The organism is Collimonas pratensis (assembly GCF_001584185.1).
Lineage (GTDB): Bacteria > Pseudomonadota > Gammaproteobacteria > Burkholderiales > Burkholderiaceae_D > Collimonas > Collimonas pratensis.
This window is the reverse complement of the sequence record NZ_CP013234.1, coordinates 1783356-1810073: the sequence shown is the minus strand read 5'-3', so window position 1 is coordinate 1810073 and position 26718 is coordinate 1783356. Positions and strand designations below refer to the sequence as shown.

Here is a 26718-nt window from a genome sequence, read left to right as displayed (position 1 = left end):
GCTTGTTCCTTTTTTAATTATCACCAGTGTAATGAAAAACAGGATCGACCGCTTGCGCGGTGGATCCTGTCGAACTGCCGGCCGGTAGGGTGGGCACCCGTGCCCACGCGTGAACTTCAGTTGTCGTGATTTCGCGTGGGCACAAGTGCCCACCCTACCCGGTCAATGTGCCGCAGTTGTCATTCTCAAAGCTTTGACCTGATCGGCAGTGATGCTGGCCGGCTGGCCGCCCCAGGTCGCGCGCAGGAAATTGGACAGCTGCGCCAGTTCCTTGTCGTTCAGCTGGCCGGCAAAGCCAGGCATGTCCTGCAGGCTTTCGGTGCCGGGAAATTTCTGCGCTTCGATCCCATCCAGCATGGCGACGATCAGGTTATGCGGATCGGCGTTGCGCACCGTCGAATTGCCCTTCATCGCTACCGCCACGTGCGGCTTGCCGTCGCCCTGGAAGCCATGGCAGCCGGCGCACACCGCGGTGTACAGGCGCTTGCCGGCATCCAGTTCCATAGCGTCCGCATTGATGGTCTTGACGGGCTGCGGCGGCAATGGCTGGTCGCCCATCAGGTAAGTCGTCACTGCGGTGAGGTCATCCTTGCTCAGGTACTGCGTGCTCAGATGCACCACCGGGAACATTTCGCCATAAGCCGAACCCTGAGGCGCGATACCGGTGGCGAAGAAGGTCTGCAAGTCTGCCGCCGTCCAGCCCACCGCCGCCAGGCCGGCCGGCGTGATGTTCGGCGCTGCCACCCGCCCCAATGCCGCGCCGGTCAGCGATTTCGACAGGTCCAGCTGGCCGAAGGCGCCGCGCGGCGTGTGGCACTCGGCGCAATGGCCGAGCGCGTTGCTCAGGTATTGGCCGCGCAGCCACATGGCCGACTTGCCGCTGGAGGCATCGGTCAACTGATTCTTCAGGAAAGGCACATTCCAGAACATCATGCCGAAGCGCATGTTGTACGGGAAGCTGAGGTCCGCAGCACGGGTTGGCACGGCGACCGGCTTCTGCTGCATCAGGTAGGCGTAGATCGCGTCGGTGTCGGCGCGCGTCATCGAACGATAGGAGGTATACGGCATGGCCGGATACAGATGTTTGTCCGGGGTAACGCCATCGTGCAGCGCCTTGTAGAACTGGTCGGCGTTCCACTTGCCGATGCCGTGTTCCTTGTCGGGCGTGATGTTGGAGCCGTAGAACTTGCCGAACGGAGAAGCCAGCTCGACACCGCCGGCGAACGGCGCGCCGGTGGCCGTGGTGTGGCAGGCAGCGCAATCGGCAGCCTTGGCCAGGTAACGGCCAAGGGCAATCTGGTCGGCGCTGCCGGGTTTCGCCTGACTCTGGCCAGCGCCCTGGGCGGATGCCGCAGCCGAGCTGCTGCTGCCGCTATCGCAGGCGGCCAGCAGGGTTGCTGCCAGTACTGGCAGCGCCAGGCCAGCCAAGGCTCTGCGAAGATATTTAGACTGGATCATCACTTGGCGTCCTTCACCAGTCCCGGCGTGCTCAGCACCACTTCCTTGACCGCTTCGAAGTAGCGCACGTAGCCGGTGCAACGGCAGATGTGGTCGTTCAGACCTTCAGTGATGGTGTCGTCGAGCTGGGCTTTGGTCACCGGCTGGCGCTTGAGTTTTTCCACCAGGACTGTAGCGGCATTGACAAAACCTGGCGTGCAATAGCCGCACTGGAAGCTGTAATGCTCCAGGAATTTCTGCTGGATCGGTGACAGCGCCACTACTTCGCCCTGCTCGTTGCGCTGGGCGTGGCCTTCAATGGTACGGACTTTCTTGCCCTCGAAAAAATGCGCGCCAGTGATGCAGGAACGCACTTCTTCGCTACTGCCGTCCGGCTTGTCCAGGATGACCACGCAAGCACGGCAGATGCCCTGGCCGCAGCCCAGCCGCGAGCCGGTCAGGTCCAGGTATTCGTGCAGGAAATCGATCATCATGATGCCTTCCGGCACCGGCACCGGGCCGACCGGCTTGCCGTTGATGTGCATGGTGATGGGGTGTATGGTCATGCTCATGCCAGAGCCTCCTGAATATTTTGTTGGGTTACCGGCAGATCGGTGAAACGGTGGCCGATAGCGTTGGCGATGCCGTTGACGATAGCGCCGACCACCGGGATCATCACCACTTCGGCGATGCCCTTGGGCGGGTCGGTCTCGGTCAGCGGCGGCAGCACTTCGCTGGTCTGGCTCCAGACCGCGACATCCTTGGCGCGCGGCAGCTGGTAGCGGTTGAAGTTCCAGCTGCCGTTGCCGGGGCCGTCTTCGTACAGCGGCAGATATTCGTGCAAGGCATGGCCGATGCCCATCGCCAGGCCGCCCTGCAACTGGCCGGAGACCAGTTGCGGCGAGATCTGGTTGCCGCATTCCATGATCGAATGATGGGTCAGCAGCTCGACCTTGCCGCTGGCTTCATGCACTGCCAGTTCGACCAGGGTGCCAACCGCGCTGTAGTAAGTCACGGCTGCGTTGTTGCGCTGGGTTGGCGGGATCAGCACCTTCTTGCGGTTCAGCACATCGTAGCCGCCGCTGGTGCTCATCTTGGCTTGCTGGGCCTTGCTGGCGCCTTCGCCGTAGCGTACCGAGAGGCCGTCGAGCGGCACCCGCACCAGATTGCCGAGAATCTCGAAATCGGCTTCGGTCCATTGCCAGCGATTGAAGACGTGCACCGTGGCGCCAGTCACCAGCCCCAGTTCATGGGCTTTCTTGACCAGCTGTTCGTAAGGCAGCGCCTGCAGACCGGCCGCCGACAGCTTGCCGTCGACCCAGCGCGCATCTTCCACCCGCACCACCAGCGGCGCCGCCTGGCCGCCGCCGATACCCGTGCTCCAGATTGCCATCGCCGCCGGCCACAGGCCGTGCATGAACACTACCCGCGCCGCTTCGCGCGTGCTGTGAGTGAAATAGAAGGCGGAATTGGTGGCGCTCGATGGCGAAGAATATCCCGGCGACCAACGCGGATTGGCCGCCAGCTTGTCTTGCTCGGCCTGGCTCATGATGTAAGGATCGCCGCTGGTGACTACCGGCAGATCGCTCCAGTCGGTGATCGAGGTGCGCACTTCATTGGCTGGCTTGCCCAGCCATTTGGCGCAAGCAATCGCCTGCGAGGTCGACATGCCGGTGCCGATTTCGGCAGCGCTGTGCGACAGGTGGATCTGGCCGTTGGCGCTGATCTCGACCTTGGCGAAGGAAGTTTCGGCGCCGGTGCCGAAATCCTTCTGCACACAGGCGAAGCCGACGCCATAGCGATAGCCTGGGTGGCTGATTTCGTACTCTGCTTTTTTCTTGGCGCGATTGACCCAGAGCGGATGCAGCTTGGCCTTTTCCAGCACTTCATCGACGCGGATGGCGCCGGCTGGAATAGCCCCCTGGGTGTTCTTCATGCCGGAACGCAGTGCATTCTTGAGGCGGAAATCGATGGCGTCGAGACCCAGCTTTTCCGCCATCTCGTCGATCATCATTTCGGTCGCCGCCATGCTTTGCAGGGTGCCGTAGCCGCGCGCCGAACCGGCGTCGATCGCACGGCTGGCAATCGCGACTGCCGCCAGGTCGTTCTTCGGAAAATAATAGATCGACTGCGCCGCCGTCGCTCCCACCATCGCCACCGACGGCGAGAAGTTGGCGCGGCCGCCGCCGTTGGCTTCGAATTCGCCCTTGAACGATTGCAGCAGGCCGCTCTTGCGGTCGACCGCGATGCGGTAATGCATCTTGAAGGCGTGGCGCTTGATCGCGGTCTGGAACTGCTCATAGCGGTCATTGGCCAGGCGCACCGGTTTGCCATCGGCGTACAGCGACGTCAGCAAGCCGTAGAACGGGAAATTGTAGTGATCCTTGGAACCGTAGCCGACCGTGTAGCAAGGATGCAGGAACAGCTTCTTCAGAGGGAACTTCCCCTTCTTCATCATCTCGATGGTGCTGTCGACGATTTCGCCCGGCGACTGCGTCGGCACCACCATGTGCAGGGCCTGATTGGCTGCGTCGTACCAGCAGTTGGCGTTGTCCGGCTCGAGCGCCGCAGTGTCCACCGACTGCGTGTTGTAGTTGCGTTCCATGACCAGCCAGTCGGCCGGCGGATGGTCCAGCTGTTCCTGGATCTGGGCGGCGTAGAACATGCCTTGCTCGCCCAGCTTGCCGTGTTCCTGGCCGTCCGGCCAGACCGGCTGGTGCTTGCGCATCATGCTCGGGAATACCGGTGCATTCTTCAGGCTGGAAAAGACATCGTCGTCGGCGGAAGTAGCGCCGCCCACCCGCACGAAGCGGAAGGTGCCCCAGGGATCGCGCTCCAGCGGACCGGTGACCGGACCGTATTGGATCACTTCATCCTTGAATTGCAGCTTGTCCTTGGCGAAGCGGAAACGGGCGAAATCGTTATAGATCAGGATCGCCACCGCGTGCCCCAGGTAGGCCGGGGTCTTGCCGGCCGGCAGCAGCATGTCTTCGCCGTAGAAGGCTGGGAAGGCAATGCCGTCGCGCGCCAGGTCGGCGGCGCTGATCACGCGGTCCGGTTTCAAATCGTCGCCGAGCAGGCTGAGGTCGACGCCGAGGAAGCTGCGGTCGGCCTTGGTGGCGCGCAGGATGAAAGCATGGGCTTGCTGGTTCGGCCAGTGCGGCATGTCGCGGGCGCGGACATCGCGCGCGAACACTTTGGCGCCGGTGACCTTGGCAATGCCGTCGATACGAAACTTGACCTGACCGTTGCCGCTGTCCCACTGGATGGGCGTCAGGATTTTTTCTTCAAACAGGGCGGCGAATGCCTTGCCGCCCATGGGCGCTACGTACACCGAGACGCCGGCGACGACGCTGGCCTTCAAAAAACTGCGACGCGAAAGGTCGAGTTTTGTCATGTATTTCTCCTCAAAAACCAGGGAATGGCCTCAGCGCCGCAAGCATTTCAACTGTCGGCGGCGATCGCACATGTCCATAAGATCCATCTAAAGCCCCTGCCGGGCATTCATCTGGGGGTCGGCATTTTATTACATTGGAGAACGGACAACATAATCACTATGACATGATGAGAATAGGTGATTTGAGGGCAATCGCAATTGCTTTTGTATTTAATTGTTATAAAACAAGCTATTATGCGCCGAGTTTTTCTTGAATGATTGTCATTCCAATGTCATGACTTACTTGCAGAATTGACCACTTCTGCCACTCATGTCTGAACCCATCATGATAAGAACAATGGTTCAGCGGCTACTCGCAACGTGGATGGTTCGGCCCCGGAGATCCAGATTTACCTGAAAGCCGGCAGCCGGTCTTGCAGAATGATTTTCACAAACGCTCGGTTTCGCCGCTCTTTGGCTGCCACTTCATCAAGCGCTTCTCGATCATCCCCACCACTGTATCGAGCACCAGAGCAAACGCGGTCAGCACCAGGATGCCGGCGAACACCGTGTTGATGTCAAACGCCCCTCCGCCTGCAAGATCAGATAGCCGACCCCGCGCGCCGAGCCCAGGTATTCGCCGACGATGACGCCGACGAACGCCAGCCCGACCGAAGTATGCAGGCTGGAAAACACCCAGGAAGTGGCCGACGGCAGGTAGACCGTGCGCAGCAGCTGGCGCTGGTTGGCGCCCAGCATGCGGGCGTTGGCCAGCACTACCGGGCTGACTTCGCGCACGCCCTGGTAGACATTGAAGAAGACGATGAAAAACACCAAAGTCACCGCCAGCGCCACCTTGGACCAGATGCCGAGGCCGAACCACATGGCGAAGATCGGCGCCAGGATCACGCGCGGCATGGCGTTGGAGGCCTTGATGTAGGGATCGAGGATGGCCGAGGTCAACGGCGACAGTGCCAGCCATAAGCCGACGCCAAGGCCGAACACCGTGCCGATGCCGAAGGCCAGCATGGTTTCAGTCAGGGTCACCAGCAGGTGCGAATAGATTTCCGCCGGAAAGCTCAGGGTAAACCAGGTATGGTCGCCGAAACCGACCTCCAGGCTGCCGCTGCCGACCGTGAACCATTGCCAGACCCGCTGCAGCACCTTGAGCGGCTCGCCAAAGAAAAACGCCGTCTGCGGATTGCGCGTCGCCAGGTGCCAGATGCCGAAGAACAGCAACAGCACCAGCGCCTGATAGACCCGCAGATTCTTGTAATTCGGCTTGATGGCTTTCCACATGTTCCTGTCCAGTCTTTATTGAACGTTGAAATTGTCGCGACGCTGACCGGCGACGCCTGGGCGGCTCCGACCTCGTCGGCCCCGTCTCGGCGACCCCGTCTCGGCGACCCCGTCTCGGCGACCCCAGCTACGCGCTCCGGTCATTCCCGCGAACGCGGGAATCCATGTTCACTGCCATATTCAGCAATTTGGATCCCCGCGTTCGCGGGGATGACGGTATTTGTAGAGATCGCGTTAGCTAGCTTTCTTTTGCTGCTGGTAGCCCTTCAGCACCTCATCCCGCAGCACGCTCCAGATCTGCTGATGCAGTTCGACGAAGCGCGGCTCGCTGCGGATTTCGGCGACGTCGCGCGGGCGCGGCAGGTCGATCTCAAATTCGCCGATCGGATGGGTGGCCGGTCCGGCCGACAGCACCACGACCCGGTCCGACATGGCGATCGCTTCATCCAGGTCGTGGGTGATGAACAGCACCGCCTTGCGTTTGGCGCTCCACAGCGCCAGCACTTCGTTTTCCATCAGTTGCCGGGTCTGGATATCGAGCGCGGAAAACGGCTCATCCATCAGGATGATGTCGGGATCCAGGATCAGGGTCTGCGCCAGCGCCACACGCTTGCGCATGCCGCCAGATAGCTGATGCGGATAGCGGTCGCCGAAACCTTGCAGGCCGACCCGCGCCAGCCATTCCTCGCCGAGCTGGCGGGCGCGGGCTTCATCGGTTTCGCGGTATTGCAGGCCGGCGATGACGTTTTGCAGCGCGCTGCGCCACGGCATCAGCGCTTCTGCCTGGAACATGTAGCCGGCGCGGCGATTGATACCGGCCAGCGGTTCGCCGAATACCTTGACGCTGCCGGTCGAAGGCTGCAGCAAGCCGGCGCCGACATTCAGCAGGGTCGACTTGCCGCAGCCGGTCGGCCCCACCACGGAAACGAATTCGCCCGGCGCAATCGACAAGCTGGTGTCGGCCACCGCGGTGTAGCGCTGCGAACGATCATCCTTGGAGACGAAGGTGCAGCTGATGTTGTCCAGGAACAGAGCAGGGGTCGATGCGGAAGTCATGGGAGATACGGCCTGAGCCGAAGAAGAGGTCAACGGAAGCCGTTCACAGCCCGCCGTCCTGGTAGGGTGGGCATATGCCCACCACACTACCGAAGCAGGCGCGATGGTGAAGATCACGCGTGGGCATATCTGCCCACCCTACTTGTACTTGGCGTCGGCCTTCTTGACAAACTCATTGGTGTAAGTCTGCGACAGGTCGATATTCTTGCCGGCCAGTTCAGGATCGAAGGCTTCCAGCGTATGCAATGCGACCTTCGGACCTTCCTCCGGGATCATGCCGTCCGGCGACAGCGCTTCGCGCATCTTGTTGAAGGCGTCGAGATACAAGGCGCGGTCGCCCAGCTGGTAACTTTCCGGCACGACCTTGGCGACGTCCGCCGGCGTGGCCTTCTGCAGCCACTTGAGCGCGCGCACCATGGCGTTGGTCAGGGCCTGCGTGGTGTTGGGATATTTCTTGATGAAATCGGCGGAAGCATACAAGGTGGCCGCCGGCATCGGGCCGCCGAATACGGTGTTGGTGTCTTTCAGGGTGCGGGTGTCGGAAATGATTCGGATCTCGTTATCCTGCTGCAGCATGGTGATCAGCGGATCGAGATTGACGATCACGTCGATGGAACCGGAGCGCAGTGCCGACAAGGCGCCAGCCGAAGCGCCGACACCGATGTAGGAAACGTCAGTCGGCTTGAGGCCGCCTTTGGCCAGCACGAAATTGGACATCATGCTGGTCGAAGAACCCGGCGCCGTGACACCTATCTTCTTGCCCTTGAGGTCGGCGATGGTCTTGAAGTTGGGCATGGTCTTGTTGGAGACGCCCATGACGATCTGCGGCGCCCGGCCCTGCAGCACGAAAGCGGTGATGCGCTGGTTCTTGGCCTGCATGCTGATGGTGTGCTCGAAAGCGCCGGAAACCACGTCGGCGCTACCGCCGATCAGAGCCTGCAAGGCCTTGGCGCCGCCGGCGAAATCGGAAATCTGTACATCCAGGCCTTCATCCTTGAAATAGCCGAGCTGCTCGGCGATCGTCAAGGGCAAATAATAAAACAGGTTCTTGCCGCCTACCGCGATGGATACTTTGGTCTTCTCCGGCGTCTGCGCAAACAGATTGCTGTTGAATGTCAGATAACCGGCCAGGAACAAACAAAGAGCAATTGCGAACTGCTTCCAGCTTAATTTCATGTTGTCTCCTCATGATTCTTTTCGGGATTTTGAGTTAGGGCCCGTTAGGGAGTAAGTTGGGCATTTGTGCGGCCGTAGCTGGATGCGATGCAAGGCGCCCAACGCGCCGCAGTGCGAGCACTGCAAGCGGTGGGCAACGCAGCAGCGCGCCAGGTACGGCCAGCACAAATGTTCAATTTACTCCCTAACGGGGCCTTACATGCGTGGCGATATTTTTCGCTCTAGTTATGCAAAATAACAGAAATTCAGCTGAGCGGCACGATCTGTCTAGCCATCTCTAAAAATTTATCCTTGAAAAATGAAAAGCCCGCGAAAAAAGCAGAAATCGATGTGATCGGATTTGTGCTTTTTTCGCGGGCTTTGCGTTCTTCACGGATCGGATGGCTAAGTCGCGCGCCGGTCCAGCATGGCGCGGGCGATGGTGCCCGCATCCACATATTCCAGCTCGCCGCCGACCGGCACGCCGCGCGCCAGGCGGCTCACCTGCAGGCCGCGCGCTTTCATGGTTTCGCTGATGTAGTGCGCGGTGGCTTCGCCTTCGTTGGTGAAATTGGTCGCCAGCACCACTTCCTTGACGACGCCGTCGGTAGCGCGGCTCACCAGCTTTTCCAGCTGGATGTCCTTGGGGCCGATGCCGTCCAATGGCGACAAGCGTCCCATCAAGACAAAGTATAAGCCCTTGAAAGTCAGGGTCTGTTCAATCATCAGCTGGTCGGTCGGCGTCTCCACCACGCACAGCAAACTCGGATCGCGCTCGGGATCGAGACAGGTTTCGCAAATCTCGTTCTCGGTGAAGGTGTTGCACAGCGCGCAATGGTGGATCTGATCGACCGCCTGGGTCAGCGCCCGCCCCAGCAGGGCGGCGCCGTCGCGGTCATGCTGCAGCAAGTGATACGCCATGCGCTGCGCCGATTTCGGACCGACGCCGGGCAAATGACGCAAGGCTTCGGTGAGCAGGGTAAGACTGGAAGGTACTTTCACGCAGCGCTCAGTGACGGGATGATCAGAACGGCAGTTTGAAGCCGGCTGGCATGCCGGCGGTCAGGCCCGACATCTTTTCGGCCGACAGCGCTTCTGCCTTGCGCACCGCATCGTTGAACGCAGCTGCCACCAGGTCTTCCAGCATGTCCTTGTCGTCCGCCAGCAGCGAAGCGTCGATCGCCACGCGCTTGACGGCGTTCTTGCAAGTCATCACGACCTTCACCAGGCCTGCGCCCGACTCGCCTTCGACTTCGATCAAGGCCAGTTGGTCTTGCATCTTTTTCATGTTGTCCTGCATTGCCTGGGCTTGTTTCATCAGCCCTGCCAGTTGGCCCTTCATCATGGTGCTTCTCCTGTTAAAAAAATAAATTCGCAAAGCAAAGGCCAGGCGCTGTCGCCCTCCTACTTCGCCTCGCCTATCGGCTTGATCGATCCGGGTACGATCGATGCGCCGAATTCACGCATCATGCTCTGGATGAAAGGATCGTTGCGGGCGGTCTGCTCCGCCTGCCGCTGCCGTTCTGCCTGCGCCGCCATCGCCTGGGCGTTGGCGGTATGGCGCACGTTGCCGAGTTCGGTTTCCACTTTCACTGTGCGGCCGAAATGTTCCGTCAGCGCGGCCGCCAATTTATCAACGCTGCCGGCGGAACGCAAGGTGTCGAGCGGGATCCGCAGATGAATCAGCGCAGCCGGGCCGCTGCTGTCGCACTTGATCAGTTCGCTCTGCTGCGCCAGCTGGTGGGCCACACCACGCACCGCCAGGCCTGCCGCCAGCACAGGCCAGTTGCCATCCCAGTTGAGGTTGGCGTCGGGCTGCAGGACCAGCGGCGGCACCGGCTCGGCCGGCGCTTCAGGCGCCGGCGCGACGGGCTCGGGACGCGGCGCCTGACGCGCACTGCCGGCGCCATTGGCAACTGGGCGCGACGGCGCTAACGCATACGATTCAGTTTTTTTTTCAGCCACCGAACTGGAAAACTCGGTATCCGGCAAATCCATCGGCAGCGGAATTTCTTCTTCCCATGGCGGCACCGAGGAATTTTGCGGCTCGTAGACTGGCGCCGCAGGGCGCGGCTTCGGCGCTGCCGATGCCGCTATCGGCTCAGGCGCAGGCGCGGGCTCAACGGCCACCGGCTGCGCCGGCGCCGGACGCGCCGTGCCGCCCTTGCGTGAAGAGGCTGCCGCGCGTGCCGCTTCCAGCGCGGCCCTGGCGGGGCTCATGCCAGTGGTATCGGGACGGGCTACCGGCGCACTGGTGCTCAGCGTTTGCGGCGGACTGCTCAAGCGTGCCGCGGCAGGAGCGGGAGCACTCGCCGCAGCGGCTTGCACCGCAGGAGCTGGCCGCGCCGCTGCGGCAGCCGGCGCAGCACTAGCCTGCGGCCGCGGCCGACTGGCAACTGGCGGCGCCACGGTACTGCCGTCGGCTTGCGGGCGGAAAGCCAGCATGCGCAGCAAGGTCATTGAAAAGCCGGCGTATTCGTCGGGCGCCAGGCCCAGCTCGTTGCGGCCATGGACAGCAATCTGGTAAAACAGCTGCACTTCTTCGGCATCGAACAGGCCGGCCAGACGGATGATTTCTTCGCGTTCCGGCAAATCGTCGGCCAGCGCTGCCGGCACGTTTTGCGCCAGCGCGATCTGATGCAGCAAGGTGCCCAGGTCCTGCAGCGCGGCGCTGTAGGACAGGCTGCGGCTGGCCATGTCGTCGGCCACCGCCAGCAGGCCGGGGCCGTCTTTTTGCGCCAGCGCATCCAGCACACGAATCAGGTAGGACTGGTCGAGCGCGCCGAGCATGCCCTGCACTGCTTCCAGCGTGACCTTGCCGGCGGCATAGGCTATCGCCTGGTCGGTCAGCGACAGCGCATCGCGCATCGAGCCGTGCGCGCCCTGCGCCAGCAGGCGCAAGGCTGGAGTTTCGAATTCGATCTGTTCCTGGCCGAGGATATTGTCCAGGTGGCTGATGATATGGCCGGGCGGCATCTGCTTCAGGTTGAACTGCAGGCAGCGCGACAGCACCGTCACCGGGATCTTCTGCGGATCGGTGGTGGCGAGGATGAACTTGACGTGTTCAGGCGGCTCTTCCAGCGTCTTCAGCATCGAGTTGAAGGCATGATTGGTGAGCATGTGGACTTCGTCGATCATGTAGACCTTGAAGCGGGCATTGGACGGCGCATACACAGCCTGTTCCAGCAATTGCGCCATTTCATCGACGCCGCGGTTGGAGGCGGCGTCCATCTCGATATAATCGACGAAACGGCCGGCGTCGATCGCCACGCAGGCATCGCACACGCCACACGGCGTTGCGGTAATGCCGCCGTTGCCGTCGGCGCCGATGCAATTCAGCGATTTCGCCAGGATCCGCGACAAGGTCGTCTTGCCGACGCCGCGCGTACCGGTGAACAGATAGGCATGGTGCAGACGCTGTTGCTCCAAGGCGTGCGTCAAGGCCCTTACGACGTGTTCCTGGCCGACCAGCGTATCGAAGCTTCTGGGGCGATATTTACGGGCGAGAACTTGGTAGGACATAGAGGCGAATAGGGTCTGCATGTTGTGAAGTACAAGCAGCATTTTACCTGACAGACGAAGCCAGCATGCTTTTTAAACTCGGCGGCTTGCCGGCGGCGGCCGGCGGCCCCGAATCCTGCCTGCCTGGGAATGGCCGAGGGACTGAAAGCGGGCTCTAAATAATTGCAATAAAGCAGCTATCCGAAGGCCGCGGCAAAGGGTAAAGTCAAGCGATAACCCCCAATACCGAAGCATATCAGGAGACCAGGCATGCAAGGACCAACCCATGAAGTGACGAATCAGGTTGCTGAACTGTATGGCAACAATCTGTATCTCGACGACACCATCCTGCAAAGCGGCGTTCAGCGCCTGCACGGGCAATGGCATGCCGATGCGCTGGCGCGTTACGGCGCCGAGCTCGGCAGCAAGGAAAGCTGGCAGCTGGCCGAACTGGCCAACCGCCACCAGCCCGAACTGAATACTTTCGACCGCATCGGCAACCGCATCGACGCCGTCGAGTTCCATCCGGCCTGGCATGCCTTGCTGGGCATGCTGCGGCGCGAAGGCCTGCACGCCCTGCCCTGGATCAAGCCGCAAAGCGGCAGCCATGTGGCGCGCGCGGCCGGCTATTTCCTCCATGCCCAGGTGGAGGCCGGCTCGCTCTGTCCCACCACCATGACCTTCGCCTCGATTCCGGTGCTGCAGCAGGAGCCGGCGCTGTATGCCGCTCTGCAGGCAAAATTATTGTCATGTGAACATGACAGCCGCGATCTCACCCTGGAGCACAAGCATTCGATCCTGATCGGCATGGGCATGACGGAAAAGCAAGGCGGCTCCGACGTCCGCAGCAACACCACCGCGGCGCTGCCATTGGAGGGCGGCAGCGGACGCGGCGCCGGCTACCTGCTGACCGGCCATAAATGGTTTTTCTCGGCGCCGATGTGCGACGCCCACATGGTGCTGGCGCGCACCGAGATGGGCCTGAGCTGCTTTTTCGTGCCGCGCTGGCGGCCCGACGGCAGCAAGAATCCGGTGCAGATCCAGCGCCTCAAGGACAAGCTCGGCAACCGCTCCAATTCCAGCAGCGAAGTCGAGTTCCGCGATGCTTTCGGCATCATGGTCGGTGAAGAAGGACGCGGCATCCCGACCATCATCGAAATGGCCAATCACACCAGGCTGGACTGCGTGATCGGCTCCGCCGGCCTGATGCGCCAGGCGCTGGTGCAGGCGCTGCACCACGCGCGCCACAGAAGCGCCTTCGGCCGCGAGCTGGCGGAGCAGCCGCTGATGCAGAACGTGTTGTCCGACCTGGCGCTGGAAAGCGAAGCGGCGACCCTGCTGATGCTGCAGTTGGCCAGCGCCTTCGAGCATCCCGACGATCCGCTGCAACGGGCCTGGCGCCGCATCGTCACGCCCGCCGCCAAATTCTGGATCTGCAAGCGGGCATTGGAATTCACCGGCGAATGCATGGAAATCTGGGGCGGCAACGGCTATGTGGAAACCGGACCGATGGCGCGCTTCTACCGCGAGGCGCCGGTCAACTCGATCTGGGAAGGTTCCGGCAATGTGATGTGCCTGGACGTGCTGCGCGCCATCGAACGCGAACCGGCCGGCTTCGGCCTGCTGCTGGCGCAGCTGGGTGAAAGCGCCAGCCAGCATCCCGGCCTGGCCGGCATGCTGGACGACCTGATGAAGGACCTGGCGACGCCGCCGGAGCAGCGCGAAATGCTAGGGCGGCGCTTTGTCCAGCGCCTGATCCTGGTGGTGCAAGGCGCATTGATGCTGCAGCACGCGCCGGCGGTGGTCGCCGAGGCCTTCATCGCCAGCCGCAGCGAAGCCATGGGCGGCCGCGTCTACGGCACCCTGGCGGCGCCGCATTTGCAAAAGACGATCTTGCAGCGGACCTGGGCCAGCTAGTCGGCTGAGGTTGAAGTTGAAGTTGAAGTTGAAGTTGAAGTTGAAGTTGAAGTTGAAGTTGAAGTTGAAGTTGAAGTTGAAGTTGAAGTTGAAGTTGAAGTTGAAGTTGAAGTTGAAGTTGAAGTTGAAGTTGAAGTTGAAGTTGAAGTTGAAGTTGAAGCAGGCCTGCCGATTTCGCGGCCGAGGAATTTCTCGACGCGACTCCAGAAATCGACATTGTTCTTCTGCAGATGCCAGCCGTGGCCTTCTTCCGGATATTCGATCCATTCGACGTCCGGATTGGTAGCCTTGACAGCATCGCGGAATTTGCTGCCGTGGATGATCGGCACCCGCTTGTCGGAACCGCCGTAAGCCAGCAGCAAGGGCTGCTTGATGCGCGCGGCGTTTTCCAGCGGCGAGGTGGCTTTCAATTGCGCGGCATCCTTTTGCTGGTCGCCCACCAGCACCGGCATGCCGTACTTCAGGTACTCGCTGGAGATATCGCTCCAGCTGACGTTGTACATGAGGTTGATATCGGTCACGCCGACCCACTCGAAGCCGCAGCGATACAGATCCGGGTCCCTGATCAAGCCCATCAGCGTCGCGTAGCCGCCATAGCTGGCGCCGGCAATGCAGATCCGCTTGGGATCGGCGATGCCTTGCGCAATCGCCCATCTGGCGCCATCGGCAACGTCATCCTGCATGGCCAGCCCCCATTGCTTCCAACCTGCCCTGAAGTGTTTCCAGCCAAAACCCGTGCTGCCGCGGAATTCCGGCTCCAGCACCACATAGCCGCGCGAGGCCAGGAACTGCACTTCACGATTCCAGTTCCACGCGCCGTCGCGCACATAGGGGCCGCCATGCACCAGCACCACCATCGGCAGGTTTTTCTTGCTGGCGCCGTTCGGCATGGTCAGGTAAGCCGGAATTTCCAGGCCGTCACGCGCTTTATAGTGGACCATGTCCTTGCCCGACATTTGCTGCGGATTAATCTGCGGCATCGAGTTGCCGAGCGCGGTCAGCTTTTTCTCCTTGCCGTCATACAGAAAATAGGCAACGGGCTGGACATCGGAATACGACCTGACCAGTACATAGGGTGTCTGCGCATGGCCGGCAACAGTGATCCGGTTAACCGTGGACGGCAGCAAATCATTAACCGCCTGCTGCATCGCTTGCATCTCTGGATCAAACCATTTGGTGTCTTCGGCGTCGGTCTCGAAACGCACACCCAGGAATTTCTTGTCGTTGCTGACGATCGCGCCGGAAAAGTCGTAACCCTGGAGCGACACCAGCGGCTGCGGGTCTACGCTGTTTTTCACCAGGTCGTAACGGTACAGCGAGGTTTTATCCGTACCTTGGCGCGAACTTACGTAAAGGCTGCCGTCCGGCCCCAGGAAATAAGGGACGAAGCCATGACCGGTAAAGGTATTGAACTCGATCAGCTTGCGCCAGCTTTTCTGTTCGGGATCCAAATAGAAGACCGACTCCATGTCGCCGTCCAGCGTGGTGGCGACACGTGGCTCTCCTTGCCAGTCCATCAGCCAGCGGGTGGTCAGGCCGGGACGGTCTACTATCGCGGAACGGCCAGTCCGGGTGTTCAGGCGCAGCAGGTGGATCGGCTTGACCTTGCCGATGCCGCCCGGATCAACCTGGCCGACGTAGATATCGTCGGAATTCCGGATCGTCGAATAGAAAAACGTATGCCACGGCAAGACGCTGCGCACGCTGCTGCTTTGCTGCTGGAGATCGCGCAAGACCAATTGCCGGAAATCGGTGCCGTCGCGGTTGATCGCATATAAGCCGCCGGCTTGGGTCTGCTCGCCGAGGCCGATGGTCCGGTCGCCGGCATCGAACACCAGCCTGTCGCTATTCACCCAGTGAAACTGGCTGATATCGGCAGCATCGAAACTGGCGATCACTTTCGGCGCGCGCGTAGCGACATCCATCACGCCTAGCCGCACATAGCCATCCTTGGCCGGCACCAGCATCGCCACGTAGCGGCCATCTGGAGACAGCTGGGCGTTGACCAGCGTCGGATACGCAAAAAAACTTTCAACGCTGGGCAAGCTGGCCGCGGCCTGGGCGCCAGCTGCACCGCACAGAAGGCAAAGCATGAACAAAGCGGGAAAGCGGCGGATTCCTTGCAAGCGTCTAAAAGACATTACAGATTTCTCCATGCGGGCGATGAATGAATGGCCAATGCAAATGATGCTGCCACGCAGTGTATTGATTTTTCCTTAAAAAAACCACATGCATGTCGAGACAAAATCAAAAATAAGCGGCAATCAATTTGACATTCAAAATGACATTAAAAAAAAGCCGGCGACACCCTTTGTGGGCATCGCCGGCTTTCCTGGCGTCCATCAGCGCAGCGTCAGTGACCGCTGAACAGCTTGAGGATATTCTGCTTCTCGTCCTCTTGCTGCGTGGTCGGCGCCGCGCCCGCAGCAGGCGGCGCCGGCGGCGGCAAGGGCACGCCATCCGGGCCGATTTCCAGCGGCGCCGGCGCACCGGCGCCTAATCCCAGCGAAGCGATGAAGCCGTTGCCGGGCGTGAAATTATCGAAGTAGAACTCGTTGTTGATGGTGGTGATGCCGGCCGGCATAGGCATCTGCGTTTGCGGCACACCGCGTAAGGCACGCCCCATGTACTCGGTCCAGATCGGCAAGGCCAGCTGGGCGCCGAACTCGCGGCTGCCCAGGCTCTTCGGCTGGTCGTAGCCCATCCATGCCACCGCCACCAGGCTGTTCTGGTAACCGGCAAACCAGCCGTCGAAAGCATCGTTGGTGGTGCCGGTCTTGCCGGCCAGGTCGGTACGGTGCAGCACGTTGGTGCCGGCGCCGGTGCCTCGCTGCGCCACCGATTGCAGCAGGCTGGTCATGATGAAGCTGTTGCGCGGATCCAGCACCCGCGTGGCATTCTGGCCGGCGACCTGCGGTTCGACCTTGGACAGCACATTGCCGCGCGAATCCGTCACTTGCGAGATCAGGTAAGGATTGACGCGATAGCCGCCGTTGGCCAGCACCGCATAGGCGCCCACCAGCTGCAGCGGCGTCACCTGGCCGGCGCCCAGCGCCAGCGGCAGGTATGGCGGCGTCTTGTCGATATCGAAGCCGAAATGGCTGGTGACGAACTCTTGCGCATACTTGACGCCGATCGCATCCAGCAGGCGGATCGAGACCAGGTTCTTCGAGCGCTGCAAGCCGGTGCGCAAGGGCATCGGACCGTCAGGCTGGTCGTCGTCCTTCGGTTCCCAGGCATCCTGGCCGGGACCGCCCGGGAACGACACCGGCGCGTCGTTGATGATGGAAGCCGGGCCGAAGCCCTTTTCCAGCGCCGCCGAATAGATGAACGGCTTGAAAGTCGATCCCGGCTGCCGCCAGGCTTGGGTGACGTGGTTGAACTTGTTCTGATTGAAATCGAAACCGCCCACCAGCGAACGGATCGCGCCGTCCTGCGGCGTCAGCGACACCATGGTCGCTTCCACTTGCGGCAGCTGGGTGATCTGCCAGCCCTTGGCGGTATTGATGACGCGGATCACCGAACCCTTCTGGATCTTCAAGCTCTTGCCAGCCTTGGCGCTCAAACCCGCAGCGGCGAACTTCAGGCCTTCGCCGCTGATGGTGACGGTGTTGTCGTTGCGCAGCATCACCTGCACCTGCTTGGCATCGGCGCTGAGCACCACGGCCGGCAGGATATCGTCGTTGTCCGGCTTGTCCTGCAAGACGTCTTCAATCGCCTGGTCGCGCGCATCGCCTTCGGCCGGCAAATCGATGGTCGCTTCCGGACCGCGGTAGCCATGGCGGCGGTCATAGTCCATGACGCCCTTGCGGACGGCGTCGTAGGCGGCGTCCTGGTCAGCCGAGTTAAGCGTGGTGATGACCGTCAGGCCGCGCGTATAAGTGTCTTCCTTGTACTGCGCGAACAGCATCTGGCGCACCATTTCGATGGCGTATTCGGCATGCACGTTGTAGTTGTTGCCCTTGGTCTTGACTTGAATGTCTTCCGCCGCCGCCTGGTCGAACTGTTCCTGGGTGATGAACTTGAGATCCAGCATGCGCTTAAGAATGTACTGCTGGCGCACGTGAGCGCGCTTGGGATTGACCACCGGGTTGTAAGCCGAAGGCGCTTTCGGCAAGCCGGCCAGCATCGCTGCCTGCGCCAGGCTGATGTCTTTCAGGTCCTTGCCGAAATAAGTACGCGCAGCCGCAGCGAAACCGAAGGAGCGCTGCCCCAGGTAGATCTGGTTCATGTAGACCTCCAGGATCTGGTCCTTGCTCAGCGCCGACTCGATCTTGTAGGCCAGCAGGATTTCATAGATCTTGCGCGAATAGGTTTTTTCGCTGGACAGGAAAACGTTGCGCGCGACCTGCATGGTGATGGTGCTGGCGCCCTGCGAGGCGCCACCGTGCAGGATGTCGGTCAGGCCGGCGCGCAAGATGCCGATGACGTCGATGCCGCCGTGCTGATAGAAGCGCGCATCTTCGATCGCCAGCACCGCGTTCTTCATGTCGGCCGGAATATCGTCCAGCTTGACCAGGCTGCGCCGCTCTTCGCCAAACTCGCCGATCAGGACGTGGTCGGCGGTGTAGATGCGCAGCGGCACCTTAGGTTGGTAGTCCGTGATCGCCCCCAGGTCCGGCAGCTGCGGCGTCATGACCACCAGCGCATAGGTCAGCAACAGCCCGCCGATCACCGCACCCGCCAGGAACAGGCCGCCCACCGTCAGCAGCAATGCGTGGGCTACGCTGCCCTTGCCGTTTTTCTTGCCGTTGCCGGAGCGCGTGTTGTTTGTATCTTGCTTGGTTCTATTTGTTGATGACATAACAATATTCGAAGGAAATAGCCCTGTATCCTACAACATGCCGGGCCTGGAACCGCGAATTGGTCATCATTTATGCATTAGATGCCTGGTTGCGTGGGCGCCGCAGCTTCGCCTCGGCAGGGTGTAGCAAGGACTCGATCATCTGATGCGTGGCGGCGGCGGCAAGTTCCGGCGACTCCATCGGAAACAAGTGGCCGCCCGGGATCTGCTTGAAATATTTGCCGACCAGGCGCTTGGTGGCATCCAGCCCGGCTTGGCGGCACTCGACCGAATCGATGCCGCCGACAAAACCGATCGGTACCGGAAAACCGCGCTTCAGCACGCTGGCCATATTGTGCGGCAAAGTGCGGTAGACCGCGGTTTCGATATCGCGCCGGAAGCGCAGCACCATATTGCCCTGGTCCTCTTCCAGCCCGGAGGTGATGTAGTCGCGCAGGACTTCCGGGGCCCAACTGGCAAACACCTGCTTGCCGGCGAAATGCTGGTAGGCCGCTTCGGCGCTAGGCCAGAGATTGCGCCGCTTGGCAGAAAACTTGGCCGGCGGCACATGGTCGTTCAGGCCGAGCGCCTTGGCGCCGCGCAGCAAGGTGGCGCGCCAGCCGACCACCACCGGGGTATCCAGCATCACCACGCAGCTGACCAGGTCCGGCCGCCGCTGCGCCGCCAGCAAGGCCAGCCCGCCGCCCATCGAATGGCCGAGCAGGATCACCGGCTGGCTGTAGCGCGCCGCCAATTCGTCGATCAGTTCCTGCACCAGCGCTGGCCAGCCGTCGGTCACCGGGTACTTGGGATTGTGGGCATGAACATCGAGCGAGCGGACGTCGTAGTCGCGCTCCAGGAACTGTAAGAACTGTCGATAAGTGCCTGCAGGGAAACTGTTGCCGTGTATAAAATGCAAAATCGGGCGAATCGGATCAGTCATAGATAAGACAACAAACCTGTTTTGATGGGGTCTTATTTAAAACCGAAAGTTGCGATGGGACAAAGGGAATATTAGAGCCGCTGCTCAGGAGACGTCCAATGCATCCATCCCACCCAAGCCTTGGGGTTAGCGATGCGACGTCGCTAGCCCCAGGGCATGCGCCGCGAAATATTCAGGAATCAACGCCCGTACCAATAGCGGCGATGCTGATTCCTGTAGGTATCCACCGCCACGTTATCGCCAAATTTCAGCATGATCGCCCCTCCTACGTCATTCCTGTAACCATCCACACCTCGTTCCTGATAACGCGCCGCCACCTGCTGCTTGGGATGATGAAACCGGTTGCGATAGCCAACCTGGAACAAGACTATCTTCGGATCGACCTCCTCCAGGAACGCCGCCGTAGATGAGGTCCCGCTGCCGTGATGCGGCGCCAGCAGCACGGTGGATTTCAAATCCGCGCCATAGCGCGCCACCAGCTGCTGCTCCTGCGCAGCTTCGATATCTCCGGGCAGCAGTATGGCATGCCGGCCGTGGCTGACCTTGAGCGTGCAGCTGACCATGTGCGGCTTGTCTTTTTGCTGCGCGGCCGAAGCCTGGTACTGTTCCATCGCCGGATACAGCATTTCAAATTTTACTTCTCCCCACTGCCATGCCTGTCCTGCATGACAGCGTTGATGAGTGGCTGCGGGCTGGACAATCGGATGCTGCGGCGGCAACGACGAGTACACAGCGCCGACCTTGACGGCATTCATGACCGACAAGGCGCCGCCGGCATGGTCGTTATGGACATGCGATATCACCAGCGCATCCAGTGCCGTGATGCCGCGCGCCTTCAGATAGGGAACGATGATGCGGTCGCCGGCGTCGGAGCCCGGCGAGTAATAAGGACCGCTGTCGTACAGCAGGCGCTGGCCGGCGGTTTCCACCAGCACCGCCATGCCCTGGCCGACGTCGAGCGCGGTGACCCACATTTCACCGGCGGGAGGACGGCTGCCGTTGTCCAGCAGCAGGGGAAGCCAGCCGGCCAGCGCCAGCCAGCGCAGCGGCCAGCCGCGCGGCGCCAGCAGCCATGCCGTAGACAAGAGTGCCAGGGCCGATGTCCACGCCTGCGGCGCCGGCGCCTGCCATACCGCGAACGGCAAAGCACTGAGCCAGCCGAGCAGGGTCGCCAATTGTTCCACCAGCGCATGCGCAGCGCGCCACAGCCAGTTTGATAGCGGTGCCGGCAGTGCGCTGGCGACCAGCGTCATCGGTGTGACGACCAAACCAATCAATGGGATCGCTATAGCATTGGCCAGCGGCGAGATCAGCGAGACACGGCCGAACAGCAGCACCGTCAGCGGCAACAGGCCAATGGTGACGGCGTATTGTGTGGCGCTGGCCGCGCGCAGGCTGCGCCACCCGGCGGCGAAGCGTGAGTTGTCGAGACTGTCCGTGGTGGAGCGGCGGCCGACGCTGGCGTATAGGATCACGCCGACGGCGCAGAACGACAGCCAGAATCCAGGCCATAGCACGGCCCAGGGATCGGCCAGCAATACCATGACAAGCGCGATGCACAGCACATGCGAGACGCTGGCGATGCGGCCGCCCCACAAGGCCAGCGCCACCACCAGCAGCATGTATAGGGTGCGCTGCGCCGGTATGCCGAATCCTGCCAGCAGCACGTAGCCCAGGGCAGCCAGTGCGCCGCTCAGGGCAGCGACCTTTGGCGTCGGCAGCAGCAAGGGCAAGGCGGCATTCGTAAAGAAGGAGCGGCGCCACAAGGCCGCCATGGCGGCGGCAAACAGGCCGGCAATCATGGTGATATGCAAGCCGGAGATGGCGACCAGGTGGCTGATGCCAGTGCGGTTGAATATCTCCCAGTCGGATTGGTCGATGGCGCGCTGGTCGCCGATCGCCAGCGCCACCAGCACGCCGGCGTAACGATGTTGGGGCAAGGCAGCCAGGATGCGCTCGCGCAAACGGCCGCGCATCAGCTGCACCAGATTGCCGGGACTGACGACGAACGGCTGCAATTGCCGGTTTCCTGAACTTGCTCCTTGATCTGCGCGGACGTAGCCGGTAGCGCGCAGCTTGCGTTCCAGCAACCATGCCTCATAGTCAAACCCGTACGGGTTGGCGCTGCCGTGCGGCCGCTTCAGGCGTACCGTCAGTTGCCAGCGCGCTCCGGGCGTGAGCCCGGATTGCAGCGCTTGGGACTCGTCGCCGTTGCGGTACCAGGCCAGCGCCAGGCGCTTGGGAATGACCGGCGATTCGCCGCCCTGCAGCAACACCTTCTCGACGGCGAAATTGAAACGCACACCGCTGTCCATGTACGATGGCAGGCTGTCGATTGTGCCTATCACCACGACATCGCGCCCTTCCCATTCCTGCGCCAGTTCCTGCTGCAGATAGTGGTGCGCAAACGAGGCCGCCCAGACGAAACCGCAAACAACACCCGCCAGCAGGCGGGCGGTGAACTTGAGTTGCCAGCAAGGGATTTTATAGGCGGCGCAAACCAGCAATACCACCACCAGCGCCAGGCAAGCCAGCAGCCAGATCGCAGGCAAGACAGCTTGACTTTGCAAAAACACAACGCCAAGCACGAAACCGATGATTGCGCTACGCATCCGGAACGCGCTAACGCCAGGTTCAGGCCAAGGCAGCCAGGCGCGGCAATGCGGCGCAGGCGTTGGCGGCCGTGGCGCGCGCCAGGTCGGCCGCCGGCATGCCGCGCAGCTCGGCCAGCACAGCGCCGATACGGGGGATTTGCTGGGGTTGGTTGGTGGCCGGATGCAGCCATGCGGGCGACATGTCGGGGGCATCGGTTTCCAGCACCAGGGCGTCCAGCGGTAGCTCTACCGCCAGCCGGCGGATCTGCAAGGCGCGGGTAAACGTCATGGCGCCGCCGAAGCCGAGCCGGAAACCGAGGCCGATGAAAGCTTCAGCTTGCTGGAAACTGCCGTTGAAGGCATGCGCAATGCCGCCACTAACCTTGATCCGGCGTAGATGCTTGAGCAGGATGTCTTGCGAGCGCCGTACGTGCAGCAGCACCGGCAGGCCGAATTCGCGCGCCAGCTTGAGCTGCTCGACATAGAAATGCTCCTGCTTTTCACGCAAAGGACCGCGCTCCATGCCAGGTACAAAGAAATCCAGGCCGATTTCGCCGATGGCGACAAAGCGCGGATCGGACATGGCGGTGCTGATGGCTGCGCGCAGGGCTAGCAGATCGCTGTCGTCGGCATGTTCTACATACAGGGGATGGATGCCGAGTGCATAGCAGCAATTAGGCAGCTGGGCAGCCAATGCGGCTACCGGTGCGAAGTTGGCGCGCTCCACGGCTGGAATCACGATCCACTTGACCAGCTGCTCTGCGGCAGCCGCAGCGATCTGCGCCTGGGCGCCGCCGAATTCAGCGGCATCCAAATGGCAGTGCGTATCTATCCACATCGTATCCACATCGAGCGATCCTTGCAAAATTATCAAGCGCATATCGGATGCATCGCAGATACATCGGCGCTTGTCAGATTAATAGATTGATATCGTAGCATGGGCATACTTGCTCTCACATAAGCCTAAACATAAACATTTCTCGTTCCGCCCGTTTGCCTGATAACATGATGCAAAAAAGTATTTGTTAGAAAGCAATCTAGATGTCCACCGCACAGCAGCCGTCCACCCCGTTCGATCAACGCGAATTCCGCAACGCCCTGGGAACCTTCACCACCGGCGTCACCATCATTACCGCCTGCCAAGCCGACGGCAAACTGGTGGGCGTCACCGCCAACAGTTTCAACTCGGTCTCGCTGGATCCGCCGCTGGTGCTGTGGAGCCTGGCCAAATCCTCCAACAGCCTGGCGGCGTTTGAAGCCGCCGAGCACTGGGCGGTGCATATCCTGTCGCACGACCAGGACCAGCTGGCCACCCATTTCAGCAAGCGCGCGCACGACAAGTTTGCCGGCCTGCAGGTCGAATCCGGTCTGGGCGGCGCCCCTCTGCTGGCGGGCTGCACCACCCGCATGCAGTGCAAGACCGCCTACCGCTATGACGGCGGCGACCACATCATCATGGTCGGCGAAGTGATGCATTTCGAGCATTCCGATATCGCGCCGCTGGTCTACCAGCGCGGTAACTACGCCGTCGCCACCCGCAAGGAACTGGCCGACGAAGCGGAAGCCTTGATCAAGGCCACCGCCGCCTCCAGCAGTTTCGACGAAAGCTCGATGAGCTATCTGCTGGGCAGCGCCTATTTCCATCTGTACGGCAAATTGCGCGAATTCGGCGCCGCCAAGGGCTTGAACGATGCCGAGTTCTTCGTGCTGAATACGCTGGCGGCGCGTGACGGCCGCAGCCTGGCCGAGCTGAACCGCCTGTTCGTATATGCCGGCCACACACCGCTGATCAACGTACTGGACGACATGACCGCGCGCGGCTTGCTGCAAGTCGTGGTGGACAAAGGCGAACGCAACGACCGCGGCCTGTTCTACCTGACCGCCATCGGCCGCGCCCTGGCGCAGGAGATCGGCGACAGCGGCAAGCAGACCGAACTGGAACTGCTGAACAGCCTGGGCGCGGTCGATACCGTCGCCTTGCGCACCCTGCTGCGGCGCCTCATCAGCCTGACCGACGATGGCAAGCTGCCGCTGGATGAGGAGTGACATACGCATTGCCGCCTGCTTGATGCCGGCGGCAATGCGCTACACTAGGGCATGACCCATGATTGATTCCCGACAGCGCCGATGAACATCCGCTTCCTCGAAACTTTCGTCTGGCTGGCCAAACTCAAGAACTTCCGGCTGACAGCGGAAAAGCTGCATACCACGCAGGCTGCGGTATCGAGCCGCATCGCCACGCTGGAGCAGGATTTCGGCGTGCGCCTGTTCGACCGCGGCGCCCGCGAAGTAGCCCTCACCACCGATGGCAGCAAGGCGCTGGTGTATGCCGAGCGCATCGTCAAGCTGATGCGCGAGATGAAGGACGAGATGTCGGCTAAGGATCATTATTCCGGCGTGCTGCGCATAGGCGTGATCGAATCGATCGTGCACAGCTGGTTCCCGGACCTGATCGGCCGCATCCACAAGCTGTTTCCACAGCTGGAAATCGAAATCTCCAGCGACACCACCATCCACCTGCGCGAACAGTTCAGCAAGGGCGACCTCGACCTGGTGCTGCAAGCGGACGCGGTAATCGCCCCCAACATCCGCAATCTCAAGCTGTGCGAATTCCCGATGCGCTGGGTCGGCAGCGCCAAGCTCGACATCGGCAACGAAACCCTGAGCCTGTCCGACCTGGCGGCCTTCCCGCTGGTCAGCTTCGCCCGCAATTCCGGACCGCACACCGTGCTGGAGCAATTGTTTTCCGACAGCGAGCGTGGCTCCCTGCACATCAATTGCATCACGTCCGTCGCCACCATGATCCGCCTGGTCAGCGACGGCTTCGGCGTGGCGGTCGTGCCGCCGGCCATCATCCAGCGCGAACTGAACGACGGCAGCCTGCAGCAATTGCGGGTCGATGCCGACTTCCCGGCGCTACAGCTGATGGCCTCGTTCCGCAACGATCCGGAAAATGCCTTGACCGAGACTATCGCCAGCATTGCCCAGGAAACCGCCTCCGAGTTCGCACTGAATTGGGGACCGGAGATTGCCAGGTTGCCGTCGGAACCATTGGAACTGCCGTTTCCCGCTGTATAAGACTGCCGGCCCCTGCCGGCGCTATTGGTGCGTACGCGCCCCACTTTTGCTCATAAGATTTTCCAATCAATCGCGCTGACAATTTCTTGTTGGACAGCCGCCTGCCCCTTATACATACTCGATTCATCCGGCAGCATTCGCAGCCGCCGGTGACGGCCGTCACAGAAACGCCGCTTCATCCTGCGCCGCCCGCGGCGCAGCAGAACCATCTATCGGGTGACATCACATGAGCAACAATATCAACGCAGCGCCAGACTTGCTGGAAGGCACTTACCGGAAAATCGCCTGGCACCTGATTCCTTTCCTGGTTTTCCTGTTCGTGCTGGCTTGGGTGGACCGTGTCAACGTCGGCTTCGCCAAGCTGCAGATGCTGCAGGACTTGCACTTCAGCGAGGCGGTCTACGGACTGGGGGCGGGCATTTTCTTCGTCGGCTATTTCCTGTTCGAGGTGCCAAGCAACCTGCTGCTGGAAAAAATCGGCGCCCGCAAAACCCTGGCGCGCATCACCATCCTGTGGGGTCTTACCTCGATGGCAATGGTGTACGTACAGACGCCGACCATGTTTTATATCATCCGCTTTTTCCTGGGCGTGTTCGAGGCCGGCTTCTTTCCGGGCGTGGTGCTGTACCTGACTTACTGGTTCCCGGCAGAGCGGCGCGCCCGCGTCAATGGCCTGTTCATGACTTCGTTCGCCATCGCCGGCGTGGTCGGCGGCCCGATTGCCGGTTTTATCATGAGCGCCATGGATGGCGTCGGCCATTTCGCCAACTGGCAGTGGCTGTTCCTGCTGGAAGGGATTCCCTCGGTGCTGGCCGGCATCCTGGTGCTGATCTACCTACCGGAAAAGCCAATCAACGCCAAATGGCTGCTGGCCGCCGAACAGCAGGCGGTGACCAGGGCGCTGGCGGCGGAGAACCATGGCAACAAGCATGCTTCGTTGCGCGACGCCTGCCTCAATTCGCGGGTCTGGATCTGCGCCGCCGTGTATTTTTGCGTGGTCAGCGGCAATGCCACGATCGCCTTCTGGTCGCCGTCCATCATCAAGGAAATCGGCGTCGTCGGCAATCTGCAGATCGGCCTGATCTCGGCCATTCCTTTCCTGGCCGGCACTATCGCCATGGTCTGGAACGGCATTCATTCCGACAAGAGCGGTGAACGACGCCTGCATTGCGCCATTGCCACACTGGTGGCCAGCATCGGCCTGATACTGACCGGCTTTTTCCTCGGCAATGCGGTGCTGGCGTTATGCGCGTTGACGCTGGCGGCGATCGGTATCCTGGCGGCATTCCCGGTGTTCTGGTCGATTCCGGCGGCGTTCCTGACCGGCACCGCGGCCGCCGGCGGCATCGCGCTGATCAATTCGATCGGCAACCTGGCCGGCTTTGCCGCGCCTTACATGATCGGCTCGCTGAAGACCAGCACCGGCAGCCTGTCGGCCGGCCTGTACTTTGTCGCCGGGCTGGAATTCACGGCGACTGTGCTGGTGCTGCTGTTCATCAAGAAAGTCCGCTAATCCTGCAGTCCTTTGCACTGGTCGGCTTGCCGGCCGGATCTGTCACGTCTTATTTTTTAAAGCTGG

The 26718-nt window shown here is 61.3% G+C and carries 18 protein-coding genes and 1 pseudogene; 5 read left to right on the top strand and 14 right to left on the bottom strand.

Going from position 1 to position 26718, the window contains the following annotated elements:
• Positions 1 to 162: 162 nt before the first annotated feature.
• From CPter91_RS08275 to CPter91_RS08235, 9 genes and pseudogenes are all read right to left on the bottom strand, one after another.
• The gene (locus CPter91_RS08275) at positions 163 to 1458 is read right to left on the bottom strand and encodes a c-type cytochrome (RefSeq protein WP_061939214.1); all 1296 of its coding nucleotides are present in this window, start codon (positions 1456 to 1458) and stop codon (positions 163 to 165) included.
• The gene (locus tag CPter91_RS08270; protein ID WP_061939212.1) at positions 1458 to 2009 is read right to left on the bottom strand and encodes a (2Fe-2S)-binding protein; all 552 of its coding nucleotides are present in this window, start codon (positions 2007 to 2009) and stop codon (positions 1458 to 1460) included. Before CPter91_RS08270 ends, CPter91_RS08275 begins: the two co-directional genes overlap by 1 nt.
• A complete protein-coding gene (locus tag CPter91_RS08265) occupies positions 2006 to 4834 on the bottom strand; it encodes a xanthine dehydrogenase family protein molybdopterin-binding subunit (protein WP_061939210.1) in 2829 nt (942 codons plus the stop codon). Before CPter91_RS08265 ends, CPter91_RS08270 begins: the two co-directional genes overlap by 4 nt.
• Before the next feature lie 427 nt (positions 4835 to 5261).
• Positions 5262 to 6112 (bottom strand): annotated as a pseudogene (locus tag CPter91_RS08260) (ABC transporter permease).
• Between the two features lie 234 nt (positions 6113 to 6346).
• A complete protein-coding gene (locus CPter91_RS08255; protein WP_061939207.1) occupies positions 6347 to 7168 on the bottom strand; it encodes an ABC transporter ATP-binding protein in 822 nt (273 codons plus the stop codon).
• A 138-nt stretch (positions 7169 to 7306) separates the two neighbouring features.
• Positions 7307 to 8344 carry an ABC transporter substrate-binding protein gene (locus CPter91_RS08250; RefSeq protein WP_061939205.1) on the bottom strand — a complete coding sequence of 346 codons (1038 nt, stop codon included), beginning with the start codon at positions 8342 to 8344 and terminating at the stop codon, positions 7307 to 7309.
• A 384-nt stretch (positions 8345 to 8728) separates the two neighbouring features.
• Complete coding sequence (recR, locus tag CPter91_RS08245; protein WP_061939203.1) at positions 8729 to 9325, bottom strand: recombination mediator RecR; 597 nt, start codon at positions 9323 to 9325, stop codon at positions 8729 to 8731.
• A gap of 22 nt (positions 9326 to 9347) precedes the next feature.
• Positions 9348 to 9668 carry a YbaB/EbfC family nucleoid-associated protein gene (locus CPter91_RS08240; RefSeq protein ID WP_014006791.1) on the bottom strand — a complete coding sequence of 107 codons (321 nt, stop codon included), beginning with the start codon at positions 9666 to 9668 and terminating at the stop codon, positions 9348 to 9350.
• Positions 9669 to 9727: 59 nt separating this feature from the next.
• Entirely contained in the window at positions 9728 to 11845 is a 2118-nt protein-coding gene (locus CPter91_RS08235) for a DNA polymerase III subunit gamma/tau (RefSeq protein WP_061939201.1), read from the bottom strand.
• 249 nt (positions 11846 to 12094) lie between these two features.
• Between CPter91_RS08235 and CPter91_RS08230 the strand changes: the two genes are divergently transcribed.
• Positions 12095 to 13741 (top strand): isovaleryl-CoA dehydrogenase, encoded by a 1647-nt coding sequence (locus CPter91_RS08230; protein WP_061939199.1) that lies wholly within the window; start codon positions 12095 to 12097, stop codon positions 13739 to 13741.
• Here CPter91_RS08230 and CPter91_RS08225 read toward each other — a convergent pair.
• Positions 13738 to 15882: an alpha/beta hydrolase family protein gene (locus CPter91_RS08225; protein ID WP_167595141.1), complete on the bottom strand. Its 2145-nt coding sequence runs from the start codon at positions 15880 to 15882 to the stop codon at positions 13738 to 13740. The genes CPter91_RS08230 and CPter91_RS08225 overlap by 4 nt on opposite strands.
• A gap of 88 nt (positions 15883 to 15970) precedes the next feature.
• Here CPter91_RS08225 and CPter91_RS26860 point away from each other — a divergent pair, with 88 nt between their 5' ends.
• Positions 15971 to 16108, top strand: a complete 138-nt coding sequence (locus CPter91_RS26860; RefSeq protein WP_167595140.1) for a hypothetical protein — start codon at positions 15971 to 15973, stop codon at positions 16106 to 16108.
• Here CPter91_RS26860 and CPter91_RS08220 read toward each other — a convergent pair.
• The 4 genes from CPter91_RS08220 to CPter91_RS08205 form a co-directional block, all read right to left on the bottom strand.
• Positions 16095 to 18545, bottom strand: coding sequence for a penicillin-binding protein 1A (locus CPter91_RS08220; protein WP_061939197.1), 2451 nt, complete (start codon positions 18543 to 18545; stop codon positions 16095 to 16097). The two genes, CPter91_RS26860 and CPter91_RS08220, sit on opposite strands and share 14 nt — an antisense overlap.
• A 70-nt stretch (positions 18546 to 18615) precedes the next feature.
• Entirely contained in the window at positions 18616 to 19467 is an 852-nt protein-coding gene (locus tag CPter91_RS08215; protein WP_061939195.1) for an alpha/beta fold hydrolase, read from the bottom strand.
• 179 nt (positions 19468 to 19646) lie between these two features.
• Positions 19647 to 22079 (bottom strand): DNA internalization-related competence protein ComEC/Rec2, encoded by a 2433-nt coding sequence (locus CPter91_RS08210; RefSeq protein WP_061939193.1) that lies wholly within the window; start codon positions 22077 to 22079, stop codon positions 19647 to 19649.
• A gap of 22 nt (positions 22080 to 22101) precedes the next feature.
• A complete protein-coding gene (locus tag CPter91_RS08205; RefSeq protein ID WP_061945998.1) occupies positions 22102 to 22899 on the bottom strand; it encodes a TatD family hydrolase in 798 nt (265 codons plus the stop codon).
• Between the two features lie 203 nt (positions 22900 to 23102).
• Between CPter91_RS08205 and CPter91_RS08200 the strand changes: the two genes are divergently transcribed.
• The 3 genes from CPter91_RS08200 to CPter91_RS08190 all read left to right on the top strand — a co-directional run bounded on the left by CPter91_RS08200 (position 23103) and on the right by CPter91_RS08190 (position 26652).
• Entirely contained in the window at positions 23103 to 24107 is a 1005-nt protein-coding gene (locus CPter91_RS08200) for a flavin reductase (RefSeq protein WP_061939191.1), read from the top strand.
• 81 nt (positions 24108 to 24188) lie between these two features.
• Positions 24189 to 25139 (top strand): LysR family transcriptional regulator, encoded by a 951-nt coding sequence (locus CPter91_RS08195; RefSeq protein ID WP_061939189.1) that lies wholly within the window; start codon positions 24189 to 24191, stop codon positions 25137 to 25139.
• Between the two features lie 226 nt (positions 25140 to 25365).
• Positions 25366 to 26652, top strand: coding sequence for an MFS transporter (locus tag CPter91_RS08190; protein ID WP_061939187.1), 1287 nt, complete (start codon positions 25366 to 25368; stop codon positions 26650 to 26652).
• The last annotated feature ends 66 nt before the right edge of the window (positions 26653 to 26718 follow it).